The following is a 20579-nucleotide window of genomic DNA, read 5'->3' on the forward strand; positions in this document are numbered from 1 at the left end:
CGCTTATGGGCCTGGGAATGGTGCTGACGCCGCTACGGCTGGTTTAGCACCCGGTAGGTCAGGCAGGGCAAATTTAAATGTACTGATGAAGTCATTGAGAATGAGGCGGAACAGATTTTTATTGTCCTCGCCCATTTCGGTCGGCTCATGGATGGCGTACTTGCCATGGCTTAGCAATTGGAGGGCACGGTTGTAGAGCGCAGTATCTTCTTCGCTCGCGAGTGCTTTAAGGCAGAAGGAAATATCGGTATGACCAAAGAATGAGGCCGTTTTTTCCATGATGGTGCGCAGCGCATTGAAGTGGAAGGTGAAGAGCCTGCCAGAGGCGGGATTGGCGGCCGCCTGTAATTCTGCGAGTGCCGCAACGTGGTGGAAAAACGGAGTGTCGTCGGTGGCCCGCAGGGTAAAGGTATCTTCACCATTCACACGGTGCAGGTTGTAACGTTTGTGAGACACCTTCGGCTCCCCTTCCTTCGCTCGCCCAATCTCATTGCACATCACGTTGAAAAAGAGGGCGTGATGGGAGGAAAAGACAATCTTCATTGGAGCCGCTGCGCCACTCTGGCCTGCTCTGCTCGCTGCACGACGAAGAAGTTTGGCGAGGTCGCATGCGACGGATATAGCATTATTATCGTCCAGTGATGAAATCGGGTCGTCGATATAGACGTGCTTCACCGCCGGATAAGCGTCGGGATATTTCAAAAGCTGTTCAAAGATGGCCATGAAGACGCACCAAATAAAAATGTTCTGCTCACCGCGGGAAACTTTGATGTGCGACTGCTCGCCTTTGCGGAAACTTACGAACACAGGTCTGGAAAAAGATTCGTTGCCCTGCTGCACTTCTTGGAACGTGAAATCAAAGTCAAAGTCTGCGTAGCGCTTCAAATATTCATGAATAGCCGGCTCTAGAGGCTCATTCTTGAATCCATCAAAGAACCGCGATGACTGGTTTATTTCTAGGCCACGAGCGGTGTCATTTTCAATATCATTGTCCCAAGTGAACAGATCTTCAGTATAGGCGTTGAAGTATAGGGTATCTGCGATTCCATCCGGATTCTTTTTCGTCTTACGCTTTCCGATGTTCTTGAACTCCATCGAAAGCCGCGTCTTACCGGTGCGGTTGTAGGCATATACAAGAATGAGATCTGCGCCACCTAGATCGTCACGTAGCTTCCTTGCGAGCGTATTATGATTGGTATACTTGTTGATCTTTGGCTTGTTGCTCATGCCTCAGCCACCTCTATGCTCGGAAAAATCTGTTGGATCAGTCCTTTTTTGTACGTTTTGAGGGCTTCTAGCTTTTGGATATGCGCGGCGATGAGGTCGTCAAGGGTATTGAGGCAACCGGTGATGCGTTGTTGTTCGAGCATCGAGTTGGGAAAGGAGAAAACAACTTCGCCAATTTTTGTCGGCGATGTATGTCGCACCTTTGCGCCGGATGAGCTGGCATGAATCGCCTTCCGGACCGGTTGGGTGTTGAAAACGTGGAAGAAGAATTCGGTCATCCATGCGACCCCGGGCTTTTTCGTAACAAGACCTAGTCGCTGGTTGTGCAGAAATTTATCGGACTCTGGAACGAGTATTGGGCTGCCAAGCAAACCGGCAGCTTGCTCTGTCATGGCTAGGAGCAAGTCTCCACAATTGAGTATGTAGTCTCGGGGGATCTCGCCGCTGTAGTATTTTTGTTTCTCGCCTCGGTCTCGGTAGCCGCCTTCTTCGTAAAAGTTACCGGGCGTGAGGAGTACATACTCGCCTTCGTTGGTGAAAAACGTTCCATCGAAGGCGAAGCCGTGTTTGATGCTGCATAGATTTGAAAAAGATTTCTCCTCCCACTCACCAGAGCCCATGAATTCTGGGAAGCGGAGGCGAGGTTGGGTTTCGCCTTCGCGCGGGAAAAGCTGCTGCATCAGCCCTTTTTTATGGGTTTTGAGTGCATCCACTTTGCTGGCTTGCGCAGCGATTAGTTCGTCTAGCGAACTAATGCAGTCGGCGATCTTTTGTTGCTCATCGGGTGACGATACAGGCACAGGCATTGCCATAAAGTCGGAGCTTGATATGGCCATTCTATCATGGCGTGCACCAGTGCTAGATGCCTGTCGCATGTAAGTGTGCCAGCCAGTAGTTTTGAAAAAGTGTTCGTAGAATTCATTCCTGTCGTCTTTGAATTTGAAAACTATATAGAGTGGCGACATTACGCCTATGCCGATTTTGTTTTTTGATATGGGGCCTACAGGCGCGATTGAAGATATGCGTGGGTTATATACGTAGCTCCCGCGCTCAACAACAATATAGCCCTCAAGTTTTCCTTGAATGGCGATGTCCTTATCAAAAAAATCTCGCTGATCCACTATGCCAAACTCAGCAGAGTTGGTTAGTGCGCGTTTAATTTTTTCGTCTCGATTCTTCTGTTTAGCTCGAATCGCTAAGCGATTCAGAGAGATATATTTCCACCCCTCCGCCTTCCGAAACTCCGGAAAGCGTAATTTCGACACCAATGTTGGGTTGTTATCTTCCATCGCGTCGCTTGCTTTTTGCTTACTGCTCATACGCGCTCAGTCCTGAAATCTCGCGGCCTTGGGCGCGTTTGTTAAGAAGGGAGTGCAGGTCTTTCATCAGCGCCTGTTCAGCCTGGGCACGGGCTTTCCAACCCAGATCAAGCGGGGCCATCAGGTCGCTGAGTCGTTCGCCGTCGAAGATCCTGCGTTGAAGGATGCCCTCGACAAACTCTTGCAGGGCGTCTTGGGCGAGCTGGTGTTTGCTGGCAATCGCTGCAAGTTCGGCGGAATCCTTGTGTTGCTTAAAGTTGCTGTAGCCCTCCCGGATTGCGCTTTCGCTCAGGCCTTCGCCAGCCTTGAGGGTGGCGATATAGGCGGCAATGTCGTCGCGCTCGTTGATGAACTTGGCATCGGCCTGGATCAGGCCGATCAATTGTTCGCGGCTCATCTTCTGCTTGCTCGGCTCTTGCTGCGAGAAGCGTGACATCAGCCCCATGATGTAGTCGTAATCGATAACGGCAGAGGCGAAGAGCACGAACTCGAAGTCGAGCTGATCCACGGCTTCGCTGTTGCCAACTTTGGACTTTTCGTTCTTTTCCTGCAGGGTCTTGAGCCGCTGGGCTGTTTCCAGATAGGCACCGCGAAAGCCCAGTAGGCTTTCCTTGGGCAGAATCTGTTCGATGGTGGCGGCGTTGTCGGCGGTGAGGTCGGTGTATTGGTCGAGCTGAGTTTTCAGGCGCTGTACTTCTTTGAAGCGGCCGATGAACGCAGCACGGGCATCATCGCCTTTCAGGTTGTGTACGTCTTCCGGTGCACAGGCCAGGCCTTGGGAGCGCATGAAGTCGTCCAGCTTTTGCACGGCGGCCTGGAGTTTTTCAATCACCACCGGGGCTTTGTCCACCAGCCAGATTTCGCGGGCCTGCTCGCCGGTCTGTTCGCCAGAGAAACGGGTTATGGCGGTGTCGACTGCATCCTGCTGCTGGCGGAAATCCAGAATGTTGCCGTAGGGCTTGGTGCTGTTCAGTACACGGTTAGTGCGTGAGAAGGCCTGGATCAAGCCGTGGTACTTGAGGTTCTTGTCCACGTACAGGGTGTTCAGGTGCTTGGAGTCGAAGCCGGTCAGCAGCATGTCGACCACGATGGTGATGTCGATTTTCTGCGCATGGGGGTAGTCGGTATTGGGCCACTGCTGGTCTTTGATACGCTTTTGCACGTCTTGGTAATAGAGGTCGAACTCGCCGATGCTGTGGTTGCTGCCGTAGCATTCGTTGTAGTCGGCCAGGATGGCTTTGAGTGCAGCTTTCTTGCCTTCCGGGTCTTCGTCGTTGTCCTGCTTTTCTTGTGGCAGATCTTCCTGAATCTGTTTGACGTCGGCATTGCCTTCGGCAGGCGGCGAGAATACGCAGGCGATATTCAGCGGCTGGTAGTCCGGGTCGGCCAGGCGTTTGGCTTGTTGCACGTCGGCAAACATGCCGTGGTATTCGATGGCGTCATTGATGCTTGCCGTAGCCAGAATGGCATTGAAACGGCGTTGGGCGGTGGCCATGTCGTGTTTGGTGAGAATAGCCTCGACCACGGCGCGCTTGGCCAAGGCTTCCCCTGGCTTGGGCGTTTTCTTGCCCTCTGGCTTGAAGTAGTCGATATGAAAGCGCAGTACGTTGGTGTCTTCAATCGCGTGGGTGATGGTGTAAGCGTGGAGCTGCTTCTCGAACAGCTCATCGGTGGTTTGGTAAGACGCTTGCTCGCCTTCCACTTTTACCCGTGTGGCGTTCTCTTCGAAGATGGGGGTGCCGGTAAAACCAAAGAGCTGGGCCTTGGGGAAGAACTCCTTGATGGATTTGTGGTTTTCGCCGAACTGGGAGCGGTGACATTCATCGAAGATAAACACCATGCGTTTTTCGCGCAGGGGGGCCAGCAGCTCTTTGTAGGTGGGCTGGTCGTTGCGTTTGCGCTGTTTGTTGCGCTTGCTGCTTTCATCCAGGGCGAGGCCAAGTTTTTGGATGGTGGTGACGATGACTTTGTTGGCATAGTCCTCGGACAGCAGTCGGCGTACCAAGGAGGCAGTGTCGGTGTTTTCCTCGACGCAGCCTTCCTGGAACTTGTTGAATTCCTCACGAGTCTGGCGGTCGAGGTCTTTACGGTCGACCACGAACAGACATTTCTCGATCTCGGAGTTGTCCTTGAGCAATGTGGAGGCCTTAAAGGACGTGAGGGTTTTGCCGCTGCCGGTGGTGTGCCAGATATAACCGTTGCCGCAGTTTTGCTCTATGCACTCGACAATGGCTTTCACCGCATAGACCTGATACGGGCGCATCATCATGAGCTTCTGCTCGCTGGCGATCAGCACCATATAGCGACTGATAGTCTGGCCAAGCGTGCATTTAGCGAGGAAGGTCTCGGCGAAGTGGTCGAGGTCGGTGATCTTTTTGTTCGCCTCGTCGGCGAACTGATAGATGGGCAGGAAGCGCTCATCGGCGTTGAACGAGAAGTGTCGGGTGTTGTTATTAGCGAAATAGTAAGTGTTGTCGCGGTTGCTGACTATAAACATTTGCAGGAAGCACAGCAGGGTTTTGCTGTAGCCGTTACCGGGATCGTTCTTGTATTCGACGATTTGCTCCATGGCGCGGCGCGGATTGACCCCCAGAGTTTTCAGCTCAACTTGAACGCACGGCACACCGTTGATGAGGATTAGCGCATCGAATCGGTGATGGCTATTATCGGTGTTGATACGGAGCTGGTTGACCACCTCGAAGCTGTTCTTGCACCAGTCTTTGATATTGACCAGCGTGTAGTTCAGCGGGGTGCCATCTTCGCGGGTGAAGGCATTACGCTCGCGTAGGATACGGGCTGCTGTGAACACATCAGGGGTAACGATCTCGTCAAGCAGGCGGGCGAATTCACCATCGGTCAGATTGACGCGGTTGAGTGCCTCGAACTTCTCGCGAAAATTGCGCTCTAGCGAGGCGCGGTCGGTGATGTCATCACGGTAGGTGTACTTGAGCTCAACTAGCTTGTCGATAAAGCCCTGCTCGATTTTTTTCTCACTCATTGAGGATGCTCTGCGATCGTATGGCCCGTAGTAAACATGGCTGCACTGAGTGGCCACGTGTTGGCGAGAAAGGGCAGGGTTGTAGTCACTGGGCCAGATGACCTGCACGATAACTATCCCTTGGCACGTACTGAACGATAGCGCAGGCATAATGCGGGTTTGGTATAGGTAAGCCCAGCCGCGTCACGGCCGACTAGCATCCACTCCTGGTCGCTAATCGCGGGTGAAGAGCGCCTACACGGGGGGAAGCGCTTTTTCGTGTCTACACATTATCATGGCTGAGTGCATGCTCGAAGGACTTGGTAAAGCCGATAAGGTCAGTGCCGAGGACAAGACACAGATCACGAAGCTGGACCATGTCCAGCCGTCTGATTCCCCTTTCCACATCACTCATGAACGACTGCGGCCTCCCCAGTGCGGCGGAGCACTGAGCTTGGGTCATCCCCGACTCAACACGTATGCGCTTTAGCTCCTGCAGGAAGATCACGTGCTCACGTCGATAGATAGCTTTGGTCATGGCCGTATCCGGGCAAGGGGCGGCTGATCAAGCTATATCTGCTTTTGGGATATCTGATTTTCAGTTATTTTGTGCTGAACAGTTGATTCAGGAAAACGTGATGAGAGTGCTGTGGGAGCTTTTTAGAGTGATGTGGGCTGTCGGGTGCCTACCGGTTGGTGCGCTGCTGCTGGTAGTGGTCGTTTTGTGCGGTTTCAATCTGCCGTTTTTTTTGGGTTTTTCCGGTGGCGCCGATCCAGCCGTTCGATGGTTGTTCTGGGCTCTGGTTTTCTACTTCGCAGGTGGGGCATGGCTGTTCTGGCGTGTTAACGAGCGCTATGCCGAGAAGCTGAAACAACTGGTCGCCGGGTTCAAGGGTGCAGGTTTTCAACCGAACCTTGAGTTGTTCGCGAAAATGAATGATGCCTACCTAGGTATCGATGGTTCAGCGCAGCAGTTGCTAGCCTACCCAGTAGACGGCGCGGAGCAGTTCTTTAAGTTTGATGAAGTTAGTTCTTGGCGGATCGTACCGGCAGGGAAGCACAATCATCGATTGGAGGTGCTGACCAGTAATCTTAATATTCCTGCCTTCAGCCTCGTGCTGAGGTCGAGAGAGGTGCTCAATACTGAGGCGCGGCTCAATACGTTGCTGGGTGCATGACGGAACGTATCAGTCAGGAATTCTTGAGGGACGACGCATGAGCAAGTCAATTAAAAATAGCGCAGTGCTGGCTGATATTTCTCGCCTGGAGCAAGCCAATGCAATGATGCGCTCGGTGAATCACGCGATTGCCCGCGATGATATCGGGGCGCTCGAGGCCTTGGGGTTTACTCATCCGCATATTGAGCAACTGAAGTGTACTGGAGGTTTCCGCTCTACTTCCATTGGTCAAAACTCAAGACTGATCACCCGACTCCTCAAGGAAGGAGATGCAGATGATCAGTAACAATAGGCCACTGTCGATTGCTGCCCGCGTTCTGAGGAGTACCACAATTGAATCCCTTCTGCGATCTCCGTCTTTCCACGCGGGGAGCTGGCAAATACTTGATCGATGGGCATTCAACTCTCCAGATAAGCTTCGTCTGCTGGAAGCGGATGGTGAGGTCGTTTTGTTGGGGCGGCTACTAGAACAGCAGATTTTCGAACATGAAGCGTTGAGCTCTGCTGCAGGTTTAGAGTATCGCCATCAGGGTCTGACAGTGCATGAGGCTCTGTCGCTTCATGGGGTCGTTACCGAGTTTTGAACCAAAGGATAGTGGTGGACTGTGGCGATCTGGTGGGGTCTCGGGGCTTGCCCTGAGCAGGGGGGTAGGAAGCGAGGAGGGAGTCTAACGACTGAAGCGCTGTCGGTTGCACGATCGCCATCCATGGCGGGAGTACAAACCCTACCTTGTCCTAGCCTTTCCTTTCAGAATCTAGATGAGCTTTGCACTATCCAGGTACAGTCGAGATGCAAGAGGCGCTGGCATTGAGGGGGGAATATGGGTACGAAAAAAAGACGAATTCAAAACGATTACATAAGCAAAAAATGCATCATCCATCAGTAGCTGAGGATACGACGATTGGACGGCGAGAAAGACGCTAGAGCGACAGCTAGGATTTACCGAATTACCCCTGGCCTTGCGTGACTTTCTGATACAGAGGGAGGGTATAAACAGCATGCGTGCATGTGTGACGTTCATAAGCGTGAGACGATTTTTGGACGGTTGTGGTGATGCGGAGGCACAAAGGCTAAAGTGACGAGTCTGAGGGAGCTATTTGACACTGGCGTGTAGATCTCAGGTAATTCTCTCAGGATACCTTGGAGACAGTTATGGAACAGTCCAGTGACTCCGAAAGTAGCTTCGCCGAGATTATGGATCTGAAGCGCTCCAATCGTGAGCGGTTGATTCGTGCTATCCAGAACGCCTCCTCCGAAGAGCTCGAGATTTCTGCTCAGTGCATCAAGGAAGTTCTGCTTGACTCTGTCAATCCAAGCCAGCGCCGACAGCGCATTGCCCCGCCAGCGTTCGCTAAGAGCAAATAGCTCCTCACATATCGAAAGTTTTTTGAGAGAGCTGCGGCATGCGGGTCGTCGTATTCATTGCGGAGTTCGCACGTTTCACAGAGTAGTGCGAGGTCATTATCAATTAGTGATCAGGCTGGCTGCTACTGCCCAGGCTCTGCATGGGCGGTCGTAGGCAGCAACTGTCTTTTGGATTCACTCCACGATCATCAGACACAGACCTCAAACATAATTTTCCAAACTCCGGATAACATGCGGCGTACCACATTTGCCCACGCTGGCAACCTTGCGAAGGGAATCCTGATGTCCGTTCCTACATACGACAAATTCATTGAGCCGATCTTGCGCTACCTGGCGGCGAATCCGGAAGGCGCGACAGCACGCGACGCGCATGAAGCTGCGGCCCGGGCTTTGAATTTATCTGAACCACAGCTTCAAGAGCTGATTGCGAGTGGGCAAGCGACCTATAAGAACCGCGCTGGATGGGCTCACGACCGTCTCAAGCGCGCAGGGTTATCCTCCAGCGCCAAACGAGGCTACTGGAGACTCACCGAAGCTGGCACTGCTTATTCCACACAGCACCCGTCACCGCTCACGGCGAATCAGGTTGAACAACTCGCCATCGGTTTCATGGACGTGAAGCTTAGGAGCCCCACAGATGCCGTCCCGCTAGATGGGCTAGAGCAGGGTGCAGATACACCGGTATCAGCGACTGTGAGCCCAGACGATCGGTTGGAACAGGCTCTGCGTGAGCTACGCGATGCAACAGCAGCAGATCTACTGGATAACCTGCTACAAGTCAGTCCCAACCGCTTCGAAGTTATTGTGCTCGACGTGTTGCACAGCCTTGGCTACGGGGCTAGCCGAAACGATTTGCAGCGTGTTGGTGGTAGCGGAGATGGCGGAATTGACGGGGTAATCTCGCTCGATAAGCTCGGGCTGGAAAAAGTCTATGTCCAAGCAAAACGCTGGCAAGGCACTGTAGGCCGTCCTGAGCTGCAAGCTTTCTATGGAGCACTTGCCGGGCAAAAGGCCAAGCGAGGGGTATTTATTACTACGTCAGGTTTCACTGCTCAAGGAATCGACTTTGCCCGTTCAGTGGAAGGCATGGTGCTGGTGGATGGCATCCGCCTGGTCAACCTGATGATGGACTACGAGGTTGGGGTAACGTCCCGGCTTCTCAAACTGCCGAAACTGGATAGCGATTACTTTGACGAGGAATGAGGATTTTGGACCTTGTCATAGTTTCTTGGCGCCGGGGGCAGGGCTAGTAAATGAGCATTGGACACTAGCGCTCCGATGATCAAAAAACCATTACCAATCAGACTCCAGCTCGGTGCTTAGGTGGATAAACATAACCTTTGCCTTGCGATATCTCAGCGGCTCCGCATTGATCTCCAGGGCGACAAGTCGACTTGCAGCGATGACTAAGCTGTTGAAGCGGTCATTGTGAACGGCGACATATACGATGAGTTTTTTGCCAGTCGCCTGCATGGAACCGATGCAGCGAGGAACCGACTTGTCGCTTAGGAGTAATGGGTCAACGTATAGGTAGCATTCTAGGGCTGGGTATTTGAATGCTTCAGGGTATCGGACGGAGCCGTAAAGCTTGATCGCAGTGTGCTCTGAATAATGGTGTCCGATTCGCCTGGTATCGGTCGGCGTGGCCATGCTGAACGACCAGGACATATCCCATCCCCATATCCGGGCTTGGAGAATTATTCGCTCAACGGTGGTACGACTCCGGTTAGCCATAGCATTCATCTTCCGCGTTTGAGCCGGCTGCGGACAATCTCTCGACTGCTCGTTAGGGGCTGAACTTCCGTCCGAGATCCGATTAGTACTGATTAGGTTAAGATTAGTTTTTACAGGGGCACATGCTGCGGCCTTTGTGCTATCAGGCTGACAGGCACTATTGACTGTGGATAGCCTACCTTTTGGAACGGGCTACACTACCCGCTGCAACGGCAAGCGTTACCTGCTAGAACGGTATTCTCTACCCGCTAGGACGGCACGCATCATTTTTGTTTTTTCCACCCTCGAGAGATGTCGGCACTGTGTCAGGCTTTCCTGTCTTTGGACGTGTACCAAATCACCTCGAATGGCGTACTCGAATGATTTACCGTGTTTGTTGTAGGCAGCGCTCAAAGCGTCAAACGCGCGACATAACGTTTGGGTGAACTTCCAGATTTCGCGGGCTTCGCTTCCACAGAGCTGGTGCAGTGTGCTTACTTTAAGTCCGTAAGCTTTTGCATGGCTCGAATAAAATCCATGAAGCCATTGGGCGAGTGGCTGGCCATCCAATGCAGACCGAATACTCCAATCGATGTAACTGAAGCCAGACTTGGAGAACAGTGCGTTTAGCCTGGCGTCAAGGATTACGACGTATTCCAAGCTATTCTCGTCCTTATAGAAGTGCTTGATCAGGCTGCCGGTGTAGGAAATATCACCCAGCACTACCTCAACGGTGCACGCTGCCAATCGCAGCAAGCGATCGTGCAGCAGCTTCCTATTCTTACCCGTGTCGGTCTTTTTCATGAGTTTAAGCACGCCGTAAGCCTTGTAGCGGAGCTCCTGGCCTAGCATTTGCTGTCGAGAGAGGTGCAAGACGCTTAGCCATACGGAAAGGTCAATCTGGTCGAGACGCGTTCCTGTATAAGAAATTTGCACGCCCCCGATTGAGTTTATCGCCACCCTTTTTAGATCAATCCGACTGCCCTTCCTTACTGCTCCGAAAAGTGCCGACCGCAAGAACGCATTCGGTACGCCGCGAAATTCATCCGGCCATGTTCTAAGCGTTGGATTTTTAATCGCAGGCTTTGGCTTGAGCTGCGCCTTATTAGCCGCTCTTGCTTGAGCTTCAAGTTTGGCGAGCTGTGCAAGGCGCCTGCTCCCTGAATTCGCGATGTCATTCGTATGGAGCTCTGGCGACATTAGCGGCTCGTTAATAAACGAAGTGACCACTGCTTAATTTTGAATGGAGGCAGGTGTACGAGTGCTCATTTTCTAGCCTCGACTTGCTCTTTTTTTGTGGGGCGGCCAACTCGATTTCCTGGCGTAGTTTTTAACACTGGCTTGACTGGCGAAGTCGAAGTGCATTCGGGACCATGGCGCATCCACTGGCGAAGATCGCCGAGACGCCAGCGTAACCGCGATAGTCCCGGAAGGGGATCAAGCCCCGGCAGTTTGCGCTGACGCACGGTTAACACGCTGAATCCTGTCAGCGCCGCGACCTCGGCTACGCCTATCAGCACGTCATCTGAAAGCTTCTGGATTTTTTGAATGGTTTCGTAATCGACGCTCATCGCTAATGTCGCTCGGTTGCTATGGAGTAAGTGCAGCTTTCGCCAATCGACGACCGATCAACTAGGACACCTTTTTGACAGATGCGGCTGTTAGCCAAAGAATGGGCACATGCAGCCATCATCCTTTGAGTCCGATATCAATCCCGAAGAAATCTTTCAGCTCGTTTTCCGTGAGATAGAAAATCACCAGGAAACCGGTCGGAAAAACTTTGTTGTCCGTGTTCCGGTGGATCTGGTGGAGTACCTGTTCTCCGGGATATTGCAGAAGTCTGGTATGTCGAAGGTCGCGCTAGAGCGATTGCTTACGGACCTCGGGATTTACGGTTTCAAGGATGCAGATGGGCGGATTCTGCGGCGGTATCTGAGTGGCCAAACGCGCATGGCTTGGGATACCTACCAGCGGCTGTTGTTTTGGGCTTTATCGAAGGCGTGGGTCAGCGATTGGACTTTTCGCGACTTGCTGTTGAGGACGTATCTGCGGGAGGCGGCTCAGCTCAGTGCGCGCAATATTCTGAACACCCTCAAGCGCCGGGTATCGATCTCGGACTTAACCCGTGAGCAGGTTATCGAGTGTTTCAACGAGGTTTATCTGCTCAAGCAGCGGGAACGCGAGGAGACAGCGCTAACCCGTGTGCGAACGGATTCAGAGACCAGAGAGCTGGCTCGCTCCCTGGGTCTTGAGATTATCGACAGACCATCAAGCTAGCTTCGCCGCGAGTTCTTCTGCGGTGATGTTGTAGTAACGCTTCAGCATGTTCACCTCGCGGTGTCCCGTCACGCTGGCCAGCTCAATCAGATTGGGAAGTTTGGTGGCCAGTCGGCAGGTGGCCTCATGGCGTAGGTCGTGGAAGCGCAGATCGAGCAGAAAGTCTTCCTGGGGCGTTACCAGAGCGCGTTCGCAATCTCCTAAGTATTTCGTCCTTGCTCGCTCCAAACCGCGTGTGAAGGCCTTCTTGAGAGCGTCTGCGGTGGTGGGGAAGACTCGGCCGCAACGTGAGCGTGGCAAGTCCTTGAGCAGCTGAATAGCTCGCGGGGAGAGTGGGACGGTTCTTGGTAGCCCGTTCTTGGTCGCTGGAAGATGAGCGGTTTTGCGATCTAGATTCACATGCTTCCAGCGCAACTCGAATAGCTCGCCACGGCGCATGGCGGTTTCAATTGCCAGCTGCACAATGGACCGTATCCAAGGGTTGTGCGAGGCGTCCGCATAGGTTCCATCGGCACGGCGCTCCCGAAGCTCCAAGGCGTTAAGGATGTATTGTTCTTCAATTGGGTCCAGGCGTCGCGAGCGTTCGTCGTTATAGCTAGGGCGGCTGACCATCCGCACCGGATTCTCGGCAAGATGGATTCCCCATTCGCGGCGAGCGACCTCAATCACGCATTGAAACAATGCCAGCTCACGCTTGACCGTATTGCCCTTGCGGATCTTCAGGCGCTCGTCACGGTAGCGGGCAAAGTCGGAGGAGGTGAGGGTGGCAACGATGCGCGTAGCCAGCGGATGACGCTTGAGCGCTTCCAGACGTTTGATTTCCGAATAGACGCCTTTGTGCTTCGGAGCGATCTCTGAGATGTAGCGATCAATGAGTTGATGAAAGGCGGTGCGTTCAGCCTCGACGCGAGAGACAAAAATGCCTCGGTCGATTTCGCTTTCGATCATGCGTGCCCAGGCTTGGGCATCGGCTTTAGTTTCGAAGGTTTTTCTTTGGGCTGGATAGCCCTTGCGGCGGATTTGCGCTTCCCACTGATACTCGCCGCGATTCCTGATTGTTGCCATTTCGACCATTCCCGCCACGTTCAAGTGTGGCAAATTTGTGGCAAAAACGACTTTCAGGACTAGGACAGGTTTCTGTCAGGAGCGCTATCCCCTTGTAATACAAGGGAAAGAAGATGGTGCACCAGGCGGGATTCGAACCCACGACCCCTGCCTTCGGAGGGCAGTACTCTATCCAGCTGAGCTACTGGTGCAGCGGGCGACATCATACCTAGGTCGGCTCGGGGCGTCCATGCTGGGTTTGAGCAGGTATTGTCAGTGCGCGTGTCGGCGCAAATCGCGGTATTCCATAAAGCGGTAACGTCCTGCAAAACCCTCGCTTGGCGCTTTCTCGGGACTGTTCTATGGTTTTGTTGCGGCTGAGGCTTTTGGTTCGTTGATCTGAAAAATTCCACAAACACGCCGTTTTTGTTCTTTTTTTCGAACGACCTATTGTCCTTTAACCCCTTTGATCCTACGATCCGTTTGAGATTTCAAACGCTCGTTGACCGGGCGTTGAAGCGCCGGTGTTTCGAATCGTGCACTGTCGATGCGCCACGCCCGGTCACTGATTTCCCTGACGGCAGCCTTGCGAGGCGCCTTTCTACAATCATAATTTGCTCCGCGCGGGCCGCGGTGCTGTTAAGGAAAGCCGACATGCAGCTTAAAGACACCCTGTTGTTCCGCCAGCAAGCCTTCATTGATGGCGCTTGGGTCGATGCGGACAACGGTCAGACGATCAAGGTCAACAACCCGGCCACCGGCGAAATCCTCGGTACCGTGCCGAAAATGGGCGCCGCCGAAACCCGCCGTGCCATTGAAGCCGCTGACAAAGCGCTGCCGGCCTGGCGTGCACTGACCGCCAAAGAACGTGCTGGCAAGCTGCGTCGCTGGTTCGAACTGATGATCGAGAACCAGGACGACCTCGCGCGCCTGATGACCCTCGAACAGGGCAAGCCGCTGGCCGAAGCCAAGGGCGAAATCGTTTACGCCGCTTCGTTCATCGAGTGGTTCGCCGAAGAAGCCAAGCGCATCTACGGTGACGTGATTCCGGGTCACCAGCCTGACAAGCGCCTGATCGTGATCAAGCAGCCAATCGGTGTGACCGCTGCGATCACCCCGTGGAACTTCCCGGCGGCGATGATCACCCGCAAGGCCGGTCCAGCGCTGGCTGCCGGTTGCACCATGGTGCTCAAGCCTGCTTCGCAAACTCCATTCTCCGCTTTCGCCTTGGCCGAACTGGCCCAGCGCGCGGGTATTCCTGCGGGCGTGTTCAGCGTGGTGTCCGGCAGCGCCGGCGACATCGGCAGCGAGCTGACCAGCAACCCGATCGTGCGCAAGCTGTCCTTCACCGGTTCGACCGAAATCGGTCGTCAACTGATGTCGGAATGCGCCAAGGACATCAAGAAAGTCTCGCTGGAACTGGGCGGCAACGCGCCGTTTATCGTGTTCGACGACGCGGACCTGGATAAGGCCGTCGAAGGCGCGATCATTTCCAAGTACCGCAACAACGGCCAGACCTGCGTCTGCGCCAACCGTCTGTACATTCAGGATTCGGTCTACGACGCGTTCGCCGAGAAGCTGAAAGTGGCTGTGGCCAAACTGAAGATCGGCAACGGTCTGGAAGACGGCACCACCACTGGCCCGCTGATCGACGAAAAAGCCGTGGCCAAGGTGCAAGAGCACATCGCTGACGCTGTAGCCAAAGGCGCCACCGTGCTGGCTGGCGGCAAGGCGATGGAAGGCAACTTCTTCGAGCCGACCATCCTCACCAACGTGCCGAAAAATGCCGCCGTGGCCAAGGAAGAAACCTTCGGTCCACTGGCGCCGCTGTTCCGCTTCAAAGACGAGGCCGAAGTGATCGCGATGTCCAACGACACCGAGTTCGGTCTGGCTTCGTACTTCTACGCTCGTGACCTCGGTCGTGTGTTCCGTGTCGCTGAAGCGCTGGAATACGGCATGGTCGGCGTCAACACCGGGCTGATCTCCAACGAAGTCGCGCCATTCGGCGGCATCAAGGCTTCGGGCCTGGGCCGTGAAGGCTCCAAGTACGGCATCGAAGATTACCTGGAAATCAAATACCTCTGCCTGGGCATCTAAGCTCGGACGAGGATCGCTGCAAACGCAAAGGGCACGAGAGCGCTGTCCCTTTGCGTGGTTTCAAACCGGAATTTTCTCTGCGGCCAGGAACGCCGTGGCAGTCGATCATCGCATGCTGCCACCGTCGATTTCTCCCGCTTAATCCTTGAGCCACGCCGCCCGATGAGCGGCGAATGAGGACTGTAATGAGCAAGACTAACGCTGAACTGATGGCCCGTCGTACCGCAGCTGTTCCACGTGGTGTTGGCCAGATTCACCCGATCTTCGCTGAATCGGCCAAGAACGCTACCGTGACTGACGTTGAAGGTCGTGAGTTCATCGACTTCGCTGGCGGCATCGCTGTACTGAACACCGGCCACGTGCACCCGAAAATCATCGCCGCCGTGACCGAACAGCTGAACAAGCTGACCCACACTTGCTTCCAGGTGCTGGCTTACGAGCCGTACGTTGAGCTGTGCGAAAAAATCAACGCCAAGGTTCCGGGTGATTTCGCCAAGAAAACCCTGCTGGTCACCACCGGTTCCGAAGCCGTGGAAAACGCCGTGAAAATCGCCCGTGCCGCCACTGGCCGCGCTGGCGTGATCGCCTTCACCGGCGCTTACCACGGTCGCACCATGATGACCCTGGGCCTGACCGGTAAAGTCGTGCCGTACTCGGCCGGCATGGGCCTGATGCCAGGCGGCATCTTCCGCGCGCTGTACCCGAACGAACTGCACGGCGTGAGCATCGACGATTCGATCGCTTCCATCGAGCGCATCTTCAAGAACGACGCCGAGCCGAAAGACATCGCCGCGATCATCATTGAGCCGGTTCAGGGCGAAGGTGGTTTCTACGTTGCGCCGAAGGAATTCATGAAGCGTCTGCGCGCGCTGTGCGACCAACACGGCATCCTGCTGATCGCTGACGAAGTACAGACCGGCGCTGGCCGTACCGGTACGTTCTTCGCCATGGAGCAGATGGGCGTTGCTGCCGACCTGACCACTTTCGCCAAATCCATCGCTGGCGGCTTCCCGCTGGCCGGCGTGTGCGGCAAGGCCGAATACATGGACGCCATCGCGCCAGGCGGTCTGGGCGGTACCTATGCTGGTAGCCCGATCGCTTGCGCCGCTGCACTGGCAGTGATGGAAGTGTTCGAAGAAGAGCAACTGCTGGATCGCTGCAAGGCTGTCGGCGAGCGTTTGGTCACTGGTCTGAAAGCTATCCAGGCCAAGTACCCGGTGATCGGTGAAGTCCGTGCCCTGGGCGCGATGATCGCGGTCGAGCTGTTCGAAAACGGCGACAGCCACAAGCCGAACGCTGCAGCAGTAGCGTCCGTTGTGGCCAAGGCGCGCGACAAGGGTCTGATCCTGCTGTCCTGCGGCACTTACGGCAACGTTCTGCGCGTCCTGGTACCGCTGACCTCGCCGGACGAGCAACTGGACAAAGGTCTGGCGATCATCGAAGAGTGCTTCTCCGAGCTCTGATCTGCCTGTGATCTGATCGACAAAAAACCCGCTTCGGCGGGTTTTTTTACGCCCTTTGAAACACATCGAGCGCTTTAGCGCTGTATCGAATGGCCAGCATTGGCTAAGGTTCAGGCATTGCAAGGGAGAGCGCGCATGACTGCCGTTGATTTACCTGCCGTACCGCGAGTACTGATTGCTGAGGCCGATCCGTGGTCTCGCGACCTGCTCAAACAAGTGCTGCTGAACGTGCGTTGCGATGCGCGGCTGGACCTGTGTGCCGATGGCCAGCAAGCCATGTCGATGCTCAGCGAAATTCCTTATGACCTGGCCATCGTCGATTGGGAGCTACCCGGCGTCGATGGCTTGAGCGTGTTGCGCAGCGTGCGGCAGCGCAAACGCAATCCGTTGCTGCCGTTTATTCTGATGAGCAGCCGCAATGACAGTGCCAGCGTGCGCGAAGCGATTCCGTTGGCGCCGACGGCGTATCTGACCAAACCACTGAACATGGAAAACCTGACTGAGCGTCTACAGGGCTTGTTGCTGAATGCCGGTGAAGAGGTGTTCTGTGAAGTGCCGGCATTGGCGCCGGGCATGACCTTGTCGGTGTTTCTCGAGCGCCGCCGCGAGCAGGCCGACGGCGCACCGTTGATGACCGATGTGCAGGTGGCGGTGAAGCGCAGTCTCAATCCCAATGGGCTGGATTTGAAGCTGCTGGAAGACGAGATCAAAACCGATCCACAGATCACAGCAGTGCTGATCGCAGCCGCCAACAGCGCGGCGCAGCACCACGGCGCACCGGTGCAAACCTTGGCGCAGGCGCTGCACCGGTTAGGCACCGGGCAGAGCATGAACCTGATTCTGGGGTTGGCACTCAAGCGCAGTGCGAAACTCAGTGTTCCCTGTCTGGCCGATTACGCTGAGCGTTACTGGGGGCTGTCGCTGCACACCGCTGAATACGCGCGCACCCTGGCGCGCCTGCTCGATCTCGATCAGGAGCGCTGTTACTGCGCTGGCATGCTGCATCGCTTGGGTGATCTGGCGTTGCTGCGTTGTCTGCAGGAATGGCAGCAGGCCGGTGGTGAACTGGATGAGCTGGAGGAAGTCGGCGAGGCGCTGGCCGAGTTCGGTGCCGCTTATGGTTCGGCCCTGCGCACCCGCTGGCGTTTGCCGCTGGAATTGCGTGAGCTGATTGCGTCGGTCTACCAACTCGGCGGAGGGGTGTATTCCCGCGAGGCGCTGGTCATGAACATGGCGGCGCAGATGGCCCGCTTGACCGAGCATGAGGGCGTTGAGGAGTTGGCCAAGAGCCGCACGGCGCGGTTGCTCAAGATCGGGCTGCCGGAATTGATGCGGATGCGCAAATAACCTGCATCACCACTGACTCTGTGGGAGCGAGCTTGCTCGCGAAAGCGGTGTGTCATTCAGCGCTATGTTGACTGACAAGACGCCTTCGCGAGCAAGCTCGCTCCCACAGTAGTTATGTGTTGGGTTGAGGTATCGGGTTCAGGCAGAAATGATGCGATTCTTGCCCTGTCGCTTGGCCTCATACATGGCCGCATCCGCGCGGGCGAACAGGCTGTCGAGGCTTTCGTCTGCCTCGGTCAGACTGGTCAATCCTTGGCTGACAGTGATGCCGTACGTCTGGCCGTCATGGCTGAAACTCAAGCGCTGAATCTCCTGCTGCAGTCGCTCGGCCACTTGCATGGCCATGTCCGGTGCGCACCCTGGAAACACCGCCGCAAATTCTTCCCCGCCAATCCGCCCGAACAGATCACCGCGCCGCAACGAGCCACGCCCGCACTCAGCGATCCGCTGCAACACGTTGTCGCCTTCGGGATGGCCGTAACTGTCGTTGATCACTTTGAAGTCATCGATATCCAGCAGCAAAAACGCCATCTGCGAACCATGCACACGTGCCTCTTCGAACTCGCGGTTGGCGCATTCGAAGAAGTGGCGGCGATTGCTGCTTTGCGTCAGTACGTCGGTGGTCGCCAAGCGATGCAGCTCGGTTTCCATCTGCTTCTTGTCAGTGATGTCCTCGGCGATGCCGACGATGATCACCGGTTGCCCCGGCTCGTCCTGACGGTTGATGAAGCACTTATCGCTGAGCCAGCGCACCTGACCGTCGGCGGCGATGATGCGGTATTCGCGATCCTCCACCGCGCCTTTGTGCAGGACTTCGGCAAGGCTGCGTTCGGCGTATTCCAGGTCGTCGGGGTAAATGCTGTCGCGCCATTGGTTGTAGTCGGCGAGCAGGAGGCCGGCGGAGCGACCGAAAATCCGTTCGTAGGCGGGGCTGACGTACAGCACCTGACGGGTTTCCCAGTTGAAAGCCCAAAGCACGGCGTTGACGCTGACCAACAAAGAGCTGAACAGCTGCTCGCGTTCGCTTAGCCGAGCGACTTCGCCTTGGGCGTGCATCAACGCCATGAGGGTTTGCGCGGCCTCGGGCCACTGCGGGAAGGATGAGTCTTTTTGGTTGTTATTGACCATCGGCACAGATCTCAAAGGACGTGCCGCAATTCGACAACGGCCACAGTACAGCCCGCCGGGATGGCGAAGTGTCTTTGAGATAGGCGATTTTTAGCGAAGTTCCGAAGGGTGCACCCGGGAGCCGGGTGCACCGATCAACGGTCTCAGACCGCCGCAGGACGCAGCGAGTAGGTTTTCAACTGGTCAGCGAATTCACGCAGGGACTGGATACCGCTGGCTTCAGCCTCGTGAATCCACTCCTTGATGGCGGCGAGCATGTCGTGGCCATTTGCGCTGGTCTTGACCCAGATCTGCTGCAGGGCCAGGCGTTTTTCGTAAATTACCTTCAACGCCTGACTGTGCTCGAGCATGGTCTGGATGCGCAAGTGATGACGGTCTTCCAGCAGGCTGGTTTCCCGCGACAGCAGACGTTTGGCGCGGTGGAACTGATGACGTACCGAATGATCGACCTTGGCCAGCTCTTGCTTGACCAGCGGGCCGATCACCAGTTTGCGGTACTGGGCCATGATCTGGAAGCGGTTGTTCAGGATCGCCATGGCGGTGTCCATGTCCAGATTGCCCTTGCCTTCGACACGGTGGGCGATCGGCGCGACACGCTGGACCTTGGCCAGACGCAGGAAGCAGAAGACTTTGATCCACGCCCAACCGAGGTCGAACTCCCACTTCTTCACCGACAGCTTGGCCGAGTTAGGGTAGGTGTGATGGTTGTTGTGCAGTTCTTCGCCGCCGATCAGGATGCCCCACGGCACCAGATTGGTCGCCGCGTCGCGGCATTCGAAGTTGCGGTAACCGACAGCATGGCCGAGACCGTTGATTACGCCGGCAGCCCACACCGGGATCCACATCATCTGGATCGCCCAGATGGTGATGCCGATGGTGCCGAACAGCAGCAGGTCGATAACGCCCATGATCGCCACGCCCAGCAGCGGGTAGCGGCTGTAGACGTTGCGCTCGATCCAGTCTTCGGGGCAGTTCTTGCCGTAGATGCGCAGGGTTTCCGGGTTCTGCGCTTCGGCGCGATACAGCTCGGCGCCGGTACGCAGCACGGTGGAAAGGCCTTTGATGACCGGGCTGTGCGGGTCATCTTCGGTTTCGCATTTGGCGTGGTGTTTACGGTGGATGGCGGTCCACTCGCGGGTGTTCTGCGCCGTGGTCAGCCACAGCCAGAAACGGAAGAAGTGCTTCAGCCCGGCATTCAGCTCCAGCGAGCGATGGGCCGAGTAGCGGTGCAGATAGACCGTGACGGCAACAATCGTCACGTGGGTCATCAGCAGGGTGACTGCGACCAGAGACCAGGCCGACAAGCCAAGAAAACCTTCGTACCACATAGGCTATAGGGCCCTCGATAAAGATAAAAACAGCCGTTGCATTATCACCAAGCACACAGATAAAACCAGTCGCCCTTTCAGATAAGAGTCGCTGAATGTTTCTTGACCTATAATT

General features: G+C 55.3%; 19 protein-coding genes and 1 tRNA gene. 9 read left to right on the forward strand and 11 right to left on the reverse strand.

The features are described from left to right. Positions 1–3: 3 nt before the first annotated feature. The 4 genes from PspS49_RS00885 to PspS49_RS00900 form a co-directional block, all read right to left on the reverse strand. Positions 4–1227, reverse strand: coding sequence for an anticodon nuclease (locus PspS49_RS00885; RefSeq protein ID WP_160037746.1), 1224 nt, complete (start codon positions 1225–1227; stop codon positions 4–6). Then, positions 1224–2546, reverse strand: coding sequence for a restriction endonuclease subunit S (locus PspS49_RS00890; RefSeq protein WP_238786313.1), 1323 nt, complete (start codon positions 2544–2546; stop codon positions 1224–1226). Before PspS49_RS00890 ends, PspS49_RS00885 begins: the two co-directional genes overlap by 4 nt. Further along, positions 2536–5544, reverse strand: a complete 3009-nt coding sequence (locus tag PspS49_RS00895; protein WP_160037748.1) for a type I restriction endonuclease subunit R — start codon at positions 5542–5544, stop codon at positions 2536–2538. Before PspS49_RS00895 ends, PspS49_RS00890 begins: the two co-directional genes overlap by 11 nt. Before the next feature lie 262 nt (positions 5545–5806). After that, positions 5807–6061, reverse strand: coding sequence for a helix-turn-helix transcriptional regulator (locus PspS49_RS00900; protein ID WP_160037750.1), 255 nt, complete (start codon positions 6059–6061; stop codon positions 5807–5809). Between PspS49_RS00900 and PspS49_RS00905 the strand changes: the two genes are divergently transcribed. From PspS49_RS00905 to PspS49_RS00925, 5 genes are all read left to right on the forward strand, one after another. Beyond that, positions 6060–6701, forward strand: coding sequence for a hypothetical protein (locus PspS49_RS00905; RefSeq protein WP_238786314.1), 642 nt, complete (start codon positions 6060–6062; stop codon positions 6699–6701). The two genes, PspS49_RS00900 and PspS49_RS00905, sit on opposite strands and share 2 nt — an antisense overlap. 37 nt (positions 6702–6738) lie before the next feature. Then, complete coding sequence (locus tag PspS49_RS00910; RefSeq protein ID WP_160037752.1) at positions 6739–6987, forward strand: hypothetical protein; 249 nt, start codon at positions 6739–6741, stop codon at positions 6985–6987. Then, on the forward strand, positions 6977–7285 hold the full coding sequence (locus PspS49_RS00915) for a hypothetical protein (RefSeq protein WP_160037754.1): 309 nt from the start codon (positions 6977–6979) through the stop codon (positions 7283–7285). Before PspS49_RS00910 ends, PspS49_RS00915 begins: the two co-directional genes overlap by 11 nt. A 569-nt stretch (positions 7286–7854) precedes the next feature. Then, positions 7855–8067, forward strand: a complete 213-nt coding sequence (locus tag PspS49_RS00920; protein ID WP_160037756.1) for a hypothetical protein — start codon at positions 7855–7857, stop codon at positions 8065–8067. Positions 8068–8349: 282 nt separating this feature from the next. Further along, positions 8350–9270 carry a restriction endonuclease gene (locus tag PspS49_RS00925; RefSeq protein WP_160037758.1) on the forward strand — a complete coding sequence of 307 codons (921 nt, stop codon included), beginning with the start codon at positions 8350–8352 and terminating at the stop codon, positions 9268–9270. Positions 9271–9360: 90 nt separating this feature from the next. Here the strand turns inward: PspS49_RS00925 and PspS49_RS00930 are convergent, their stop codons facing one another. From PspS49_RS00930 to PspS49_RS00940, 3 genes are all read right to left on the reverse strand, one after another. Beyond that, positions 9361–9735, reverse strand: a complete 375-nt coding sequence (locus PspS49_RS00930) for a hypothetical protein (protein ID WP_238786315.1) — start codon at positions 9733–9735, stop codon at positions 9361–9363. A gap of 285 nt (positions 9736–10020) precedes the next feature. Continuing rightward, a complete protein-coding gene (trfA, locus tag PspS49_RS00935; protein WP_160037762.1) occupies positions 10021–10980 on the reverse strand; it encodes a plasmid replication initiator TrfA in 960 nt (319 codons plus the stop codon). A gap of 65 nt (positions 10981–11045) precedes the next feature. Continuing rightward, positions 11046–11351: a hypothetical protein gene (locus PspS49_RS00940; protein WP_160037764.1), complete on the reverse strand. Its 306-nt coding sequence runs from the start codon at positions 11349–11351 to the stop codon at positions 11046–11048. 109 nt (positions 11352–11460) lie between these two features. On the opposite strand from PspS49_RS00940, the gene PspS49_RS00945 reads away from it, so the two are divergent. After that, complete coding sequence (locus PspS49_RS00945) at positions 11461–12057, forward strand: hypothetical protein (protein WP_160037766.1); 597 nt, start codon at positions 11461–11463, stop codon at positions 12055–12057. Here the strand turns inward: PspS49_RS00945 and PspS49_RS00950 are convergent. Both PspS49_RS00950 and PspS49_RS00955 read right to left on the reverse strand, forming a co-directional pair. Next, positions 12049–13131, reverse strand: coding sequence for a site-specific integrase (locus PspS49_RS00950; protein ID WP_238786316.1), 1083 nt, complete (start codon positions 13129–13131; stop codon positions 12049–12051). The genes PspS49_RS00945 and PspS49_RS00950 overlap by 9 nt on opposite strands. 105 nt (positions 13132–13236) lie before the next feature. After that, positions 13237–13313: transfer RNA gene (locus PspS49_RS00955), tRNA-Arg, on the reverse strand. A gap of 442 nt (positions 13314–13755) precedes the next feature. Here PspS49_RS00955 and gabD point away from each other — a divergent pair. The 3 genes from gabD to PspS49_RS00970 all read left to right on the forward strand — a co-directional run bounded on the left by gabD (position 13756) and on the right by PspS49_RS00970 (position 18008). Then, the gene (gene gabD / locus PspS49_RS00960) at positions 13756–15198 is read left to right on the forward strand and encodes an NADP-dependent succinate-semialdehyde dehydrogenase (protein ID WP_007917688.1); all 1443 of its coding nucleotides are present in this window, start codon (positions 13756–13758) and stop codon (positions 15196–15198) included. A gap of 185 nt (positions 15199–15383) precedes the next feature. Then, the gene (gene gabT / locus PspS49_RS00965; protein ID WP_007917687.1) at positions 15384–16661 is read left to right on the forward strand and encodes a 4-aminobutyrate--2-oxoglutarate transaminase; all 1278 of its coding nucleotides are present in this window, start codon (positions 15384–15386) and stop codon (positions 16659–16661) included. A 135-nt stretch (positions 16662–16796) separates the two neighbouring features. After that, a complete protein-coding gene (locus PspS49_RS00970) occupies positions 16797–18008 on the forward strand; it encodes a response regulator (protein WP_160037768.1) in 1212 nt (403 codons plus the stop codon). A 138-nt stretch (positions 18009–18146) separates the two neighbouring features. Here the strand turns inward: PspS49_RS00970 and PspS49_RS00975 are convergent, their stop codons facing one another. Together PspS49_RS00975 and desA are read right to left on the reverse strand one after the other, a co-directional pair. Continuing rightward, a complete protein-coding gene (locus tag PspS49_RS00975; RefSeq protein WP_160037770.1) occupies positions 18147–19136 on the reverse strand; it encodes a sensor domain-containing diguanylate cyclase in 990 nt (329 codons plus the stop codon). A 143-nt stretch (positions 19137–19279) separates the two neighbouring features. Then, entirely contained in the window at positions 19280–20464 is a 1185-nt protein-coding gene (desA, locus tag PspS49_RS00980) for a delta-9 fatty acid desaturase DesA (protein ID WP_034151820.1), read from the reverse strand. Positions 20465–20579 lie beyond the last annotated feature (115 nt).

Source organism: Pseudomonas sp. S49, from assembly GCF_009866785.1.
In the GTDB taxonomy this organism is placed as follows: domain Bacteria; phylum Pseudomonadota; class Gammaproteobacteria; order Pseudomonadales; family Pseudomonadaceae; genus Aquipseudomonas.

What these genes read in the sequence shown, in the direction of transcription:
- PspS49_RS00885 (WP_160037746.1), bottom strand. Translation starts at nt 1,227, where the DNA reads ATGAGCAACAAGCCAAAGATCAACAAGTATACCAATCATAATACGCTC.
- PspS49_RS00890 (WP_238786313.1), bottom strand. Translation starts at nt 2,546, where the DNA reads ATGAGCAGTAAGCAAAAAGCAAGCGACGCGATGGAAGATAACAACCCA.
- PspS49_RS00895 (WP_160037748.1), bottom strand. Translation starts at nt 5,544, where the DNA reads ATGAGTGAGAAAAAAATCGAGCAGGGCTTTATCGACAAGCTAGTTGAG.
- PspS49_RS00905 (WP_238786314.1), top strand. Translation starts at nt 6,060, where the DNA reads ATGGCCGTATCCGGGCAAGGGGCGGCTGATCAAGCTATATCTGCTTTT.
- PspS49_RS00900 (WP_160037750.1), bottom strand. Translation starts at nt 6,061, where the DNA reads ATGACCAAAGCTATCTATCGACGTGAGCACGTGATCTTCCTGCAGGAG.
- PspS49_RS00910 (WP_160037752.1), top strand. Translation starts at nt 6,739, where the DNA reads ATGAGCAAGTCAATTAAAAATAGCGCAGTGCTGGCTGATATTTCTCGC.
- PspS49_RS00915 (WP_160037754.1), top strand. Translation starts at nt 6,977, where the DNA reads ATGATCAGTAACAATAGGCCACTGTCGATTGCTGCCCGCGTTCTGAGG.
- PspS49_RS00920 (WP_160037756.1), top strand. Translation starts at nt 7,855, where the DNA reads ATGGAACAGTCCAGTGACTCCGAAAGTAGCTTCGCCGAGATTATGGAT.
- PspS49_RS00925 (WP_160037758.1), top strand. Translation starts at nt 8,350, where the DNA reads ATGTCCGTTCCTACATACGACAAATTCATTGAGCCGATCTTGCGCTAC.
- PspS49_RS00930 (WP_238786315.1), bottom strand. Translation starts at nt 9,735, where the DNA reads ATGTCCTGGTCGTTCAGCATGGCCACGCCGACCGATACCAGGCGAATC.
- trfA (WP_160037762.1), bottom strand. Translation starts at nt 10,980, where the DNA reads ATGTCGCCAGAGCTCCATACGAATGACATCGCGAATTCAGGGAGCAGG.
- PspS49_RS00940 (WP_160037764.1), bottom strand. Translation starts at nt 11,351, where the DNA reads ATGAGCGTCGATTACGAAACCATTCAAAAAATCCAGAAGCTTTCAGAT.
- PspS49_RS00945 (WP_160037766.1), top strand. Translation starts at nt 11,461, where the DNA reads ATGCAGCCATCATCCTTTGAGTCCGATATCAATCCCGAAGAAATCTTT.
- PspS49_RS00950 (WP_238786316.1), bottom strand. Translation starts at nt 13,131, where the DNA reads ATGGTCGAAATGGCAACAATCAGGAATCGCGGCGAGTATCAGTGGGAA.
- gabD (WP_007917688.1), top strand. Translation starts at nt 13,756, where the DNA reads ATGCAGCTTAAAGACACCCTGTTGTTCCGCCAGCAAGCCTTCATTGAT.
- gabT (WP_007917687.1), top strand. Translation starts at nt 15,384, where the DNA reads ATGAGCAAGACTAACGCTGAACTGATGGCCCGTCGTACCGCAGCTGTT.
- PspS49_RS00970 (WP_160037768.1), top strand. Translation starts at nt 16,797, where the DNA reads ATGACTGCCGTTGATTTACCTGCCGTACCGCGAGTACTGATTGCTGAG.
- PspS49_RS00975 (WP_160037770.1), bottom strand. Translation starts at nt 19,136, where the DNA reads ATGGTCAATAACAACCAAAAAGACTCATCCTTCCCGCAGTGGCCCGAG.
- desA (WP_034151820.1), bottom strand. Translation starts at nt 20,464, where the DNA reads ATGTGGTACGAAGGTTTTCTTGGCTTGTCGGCCTGGTCTCTGGTCGCA.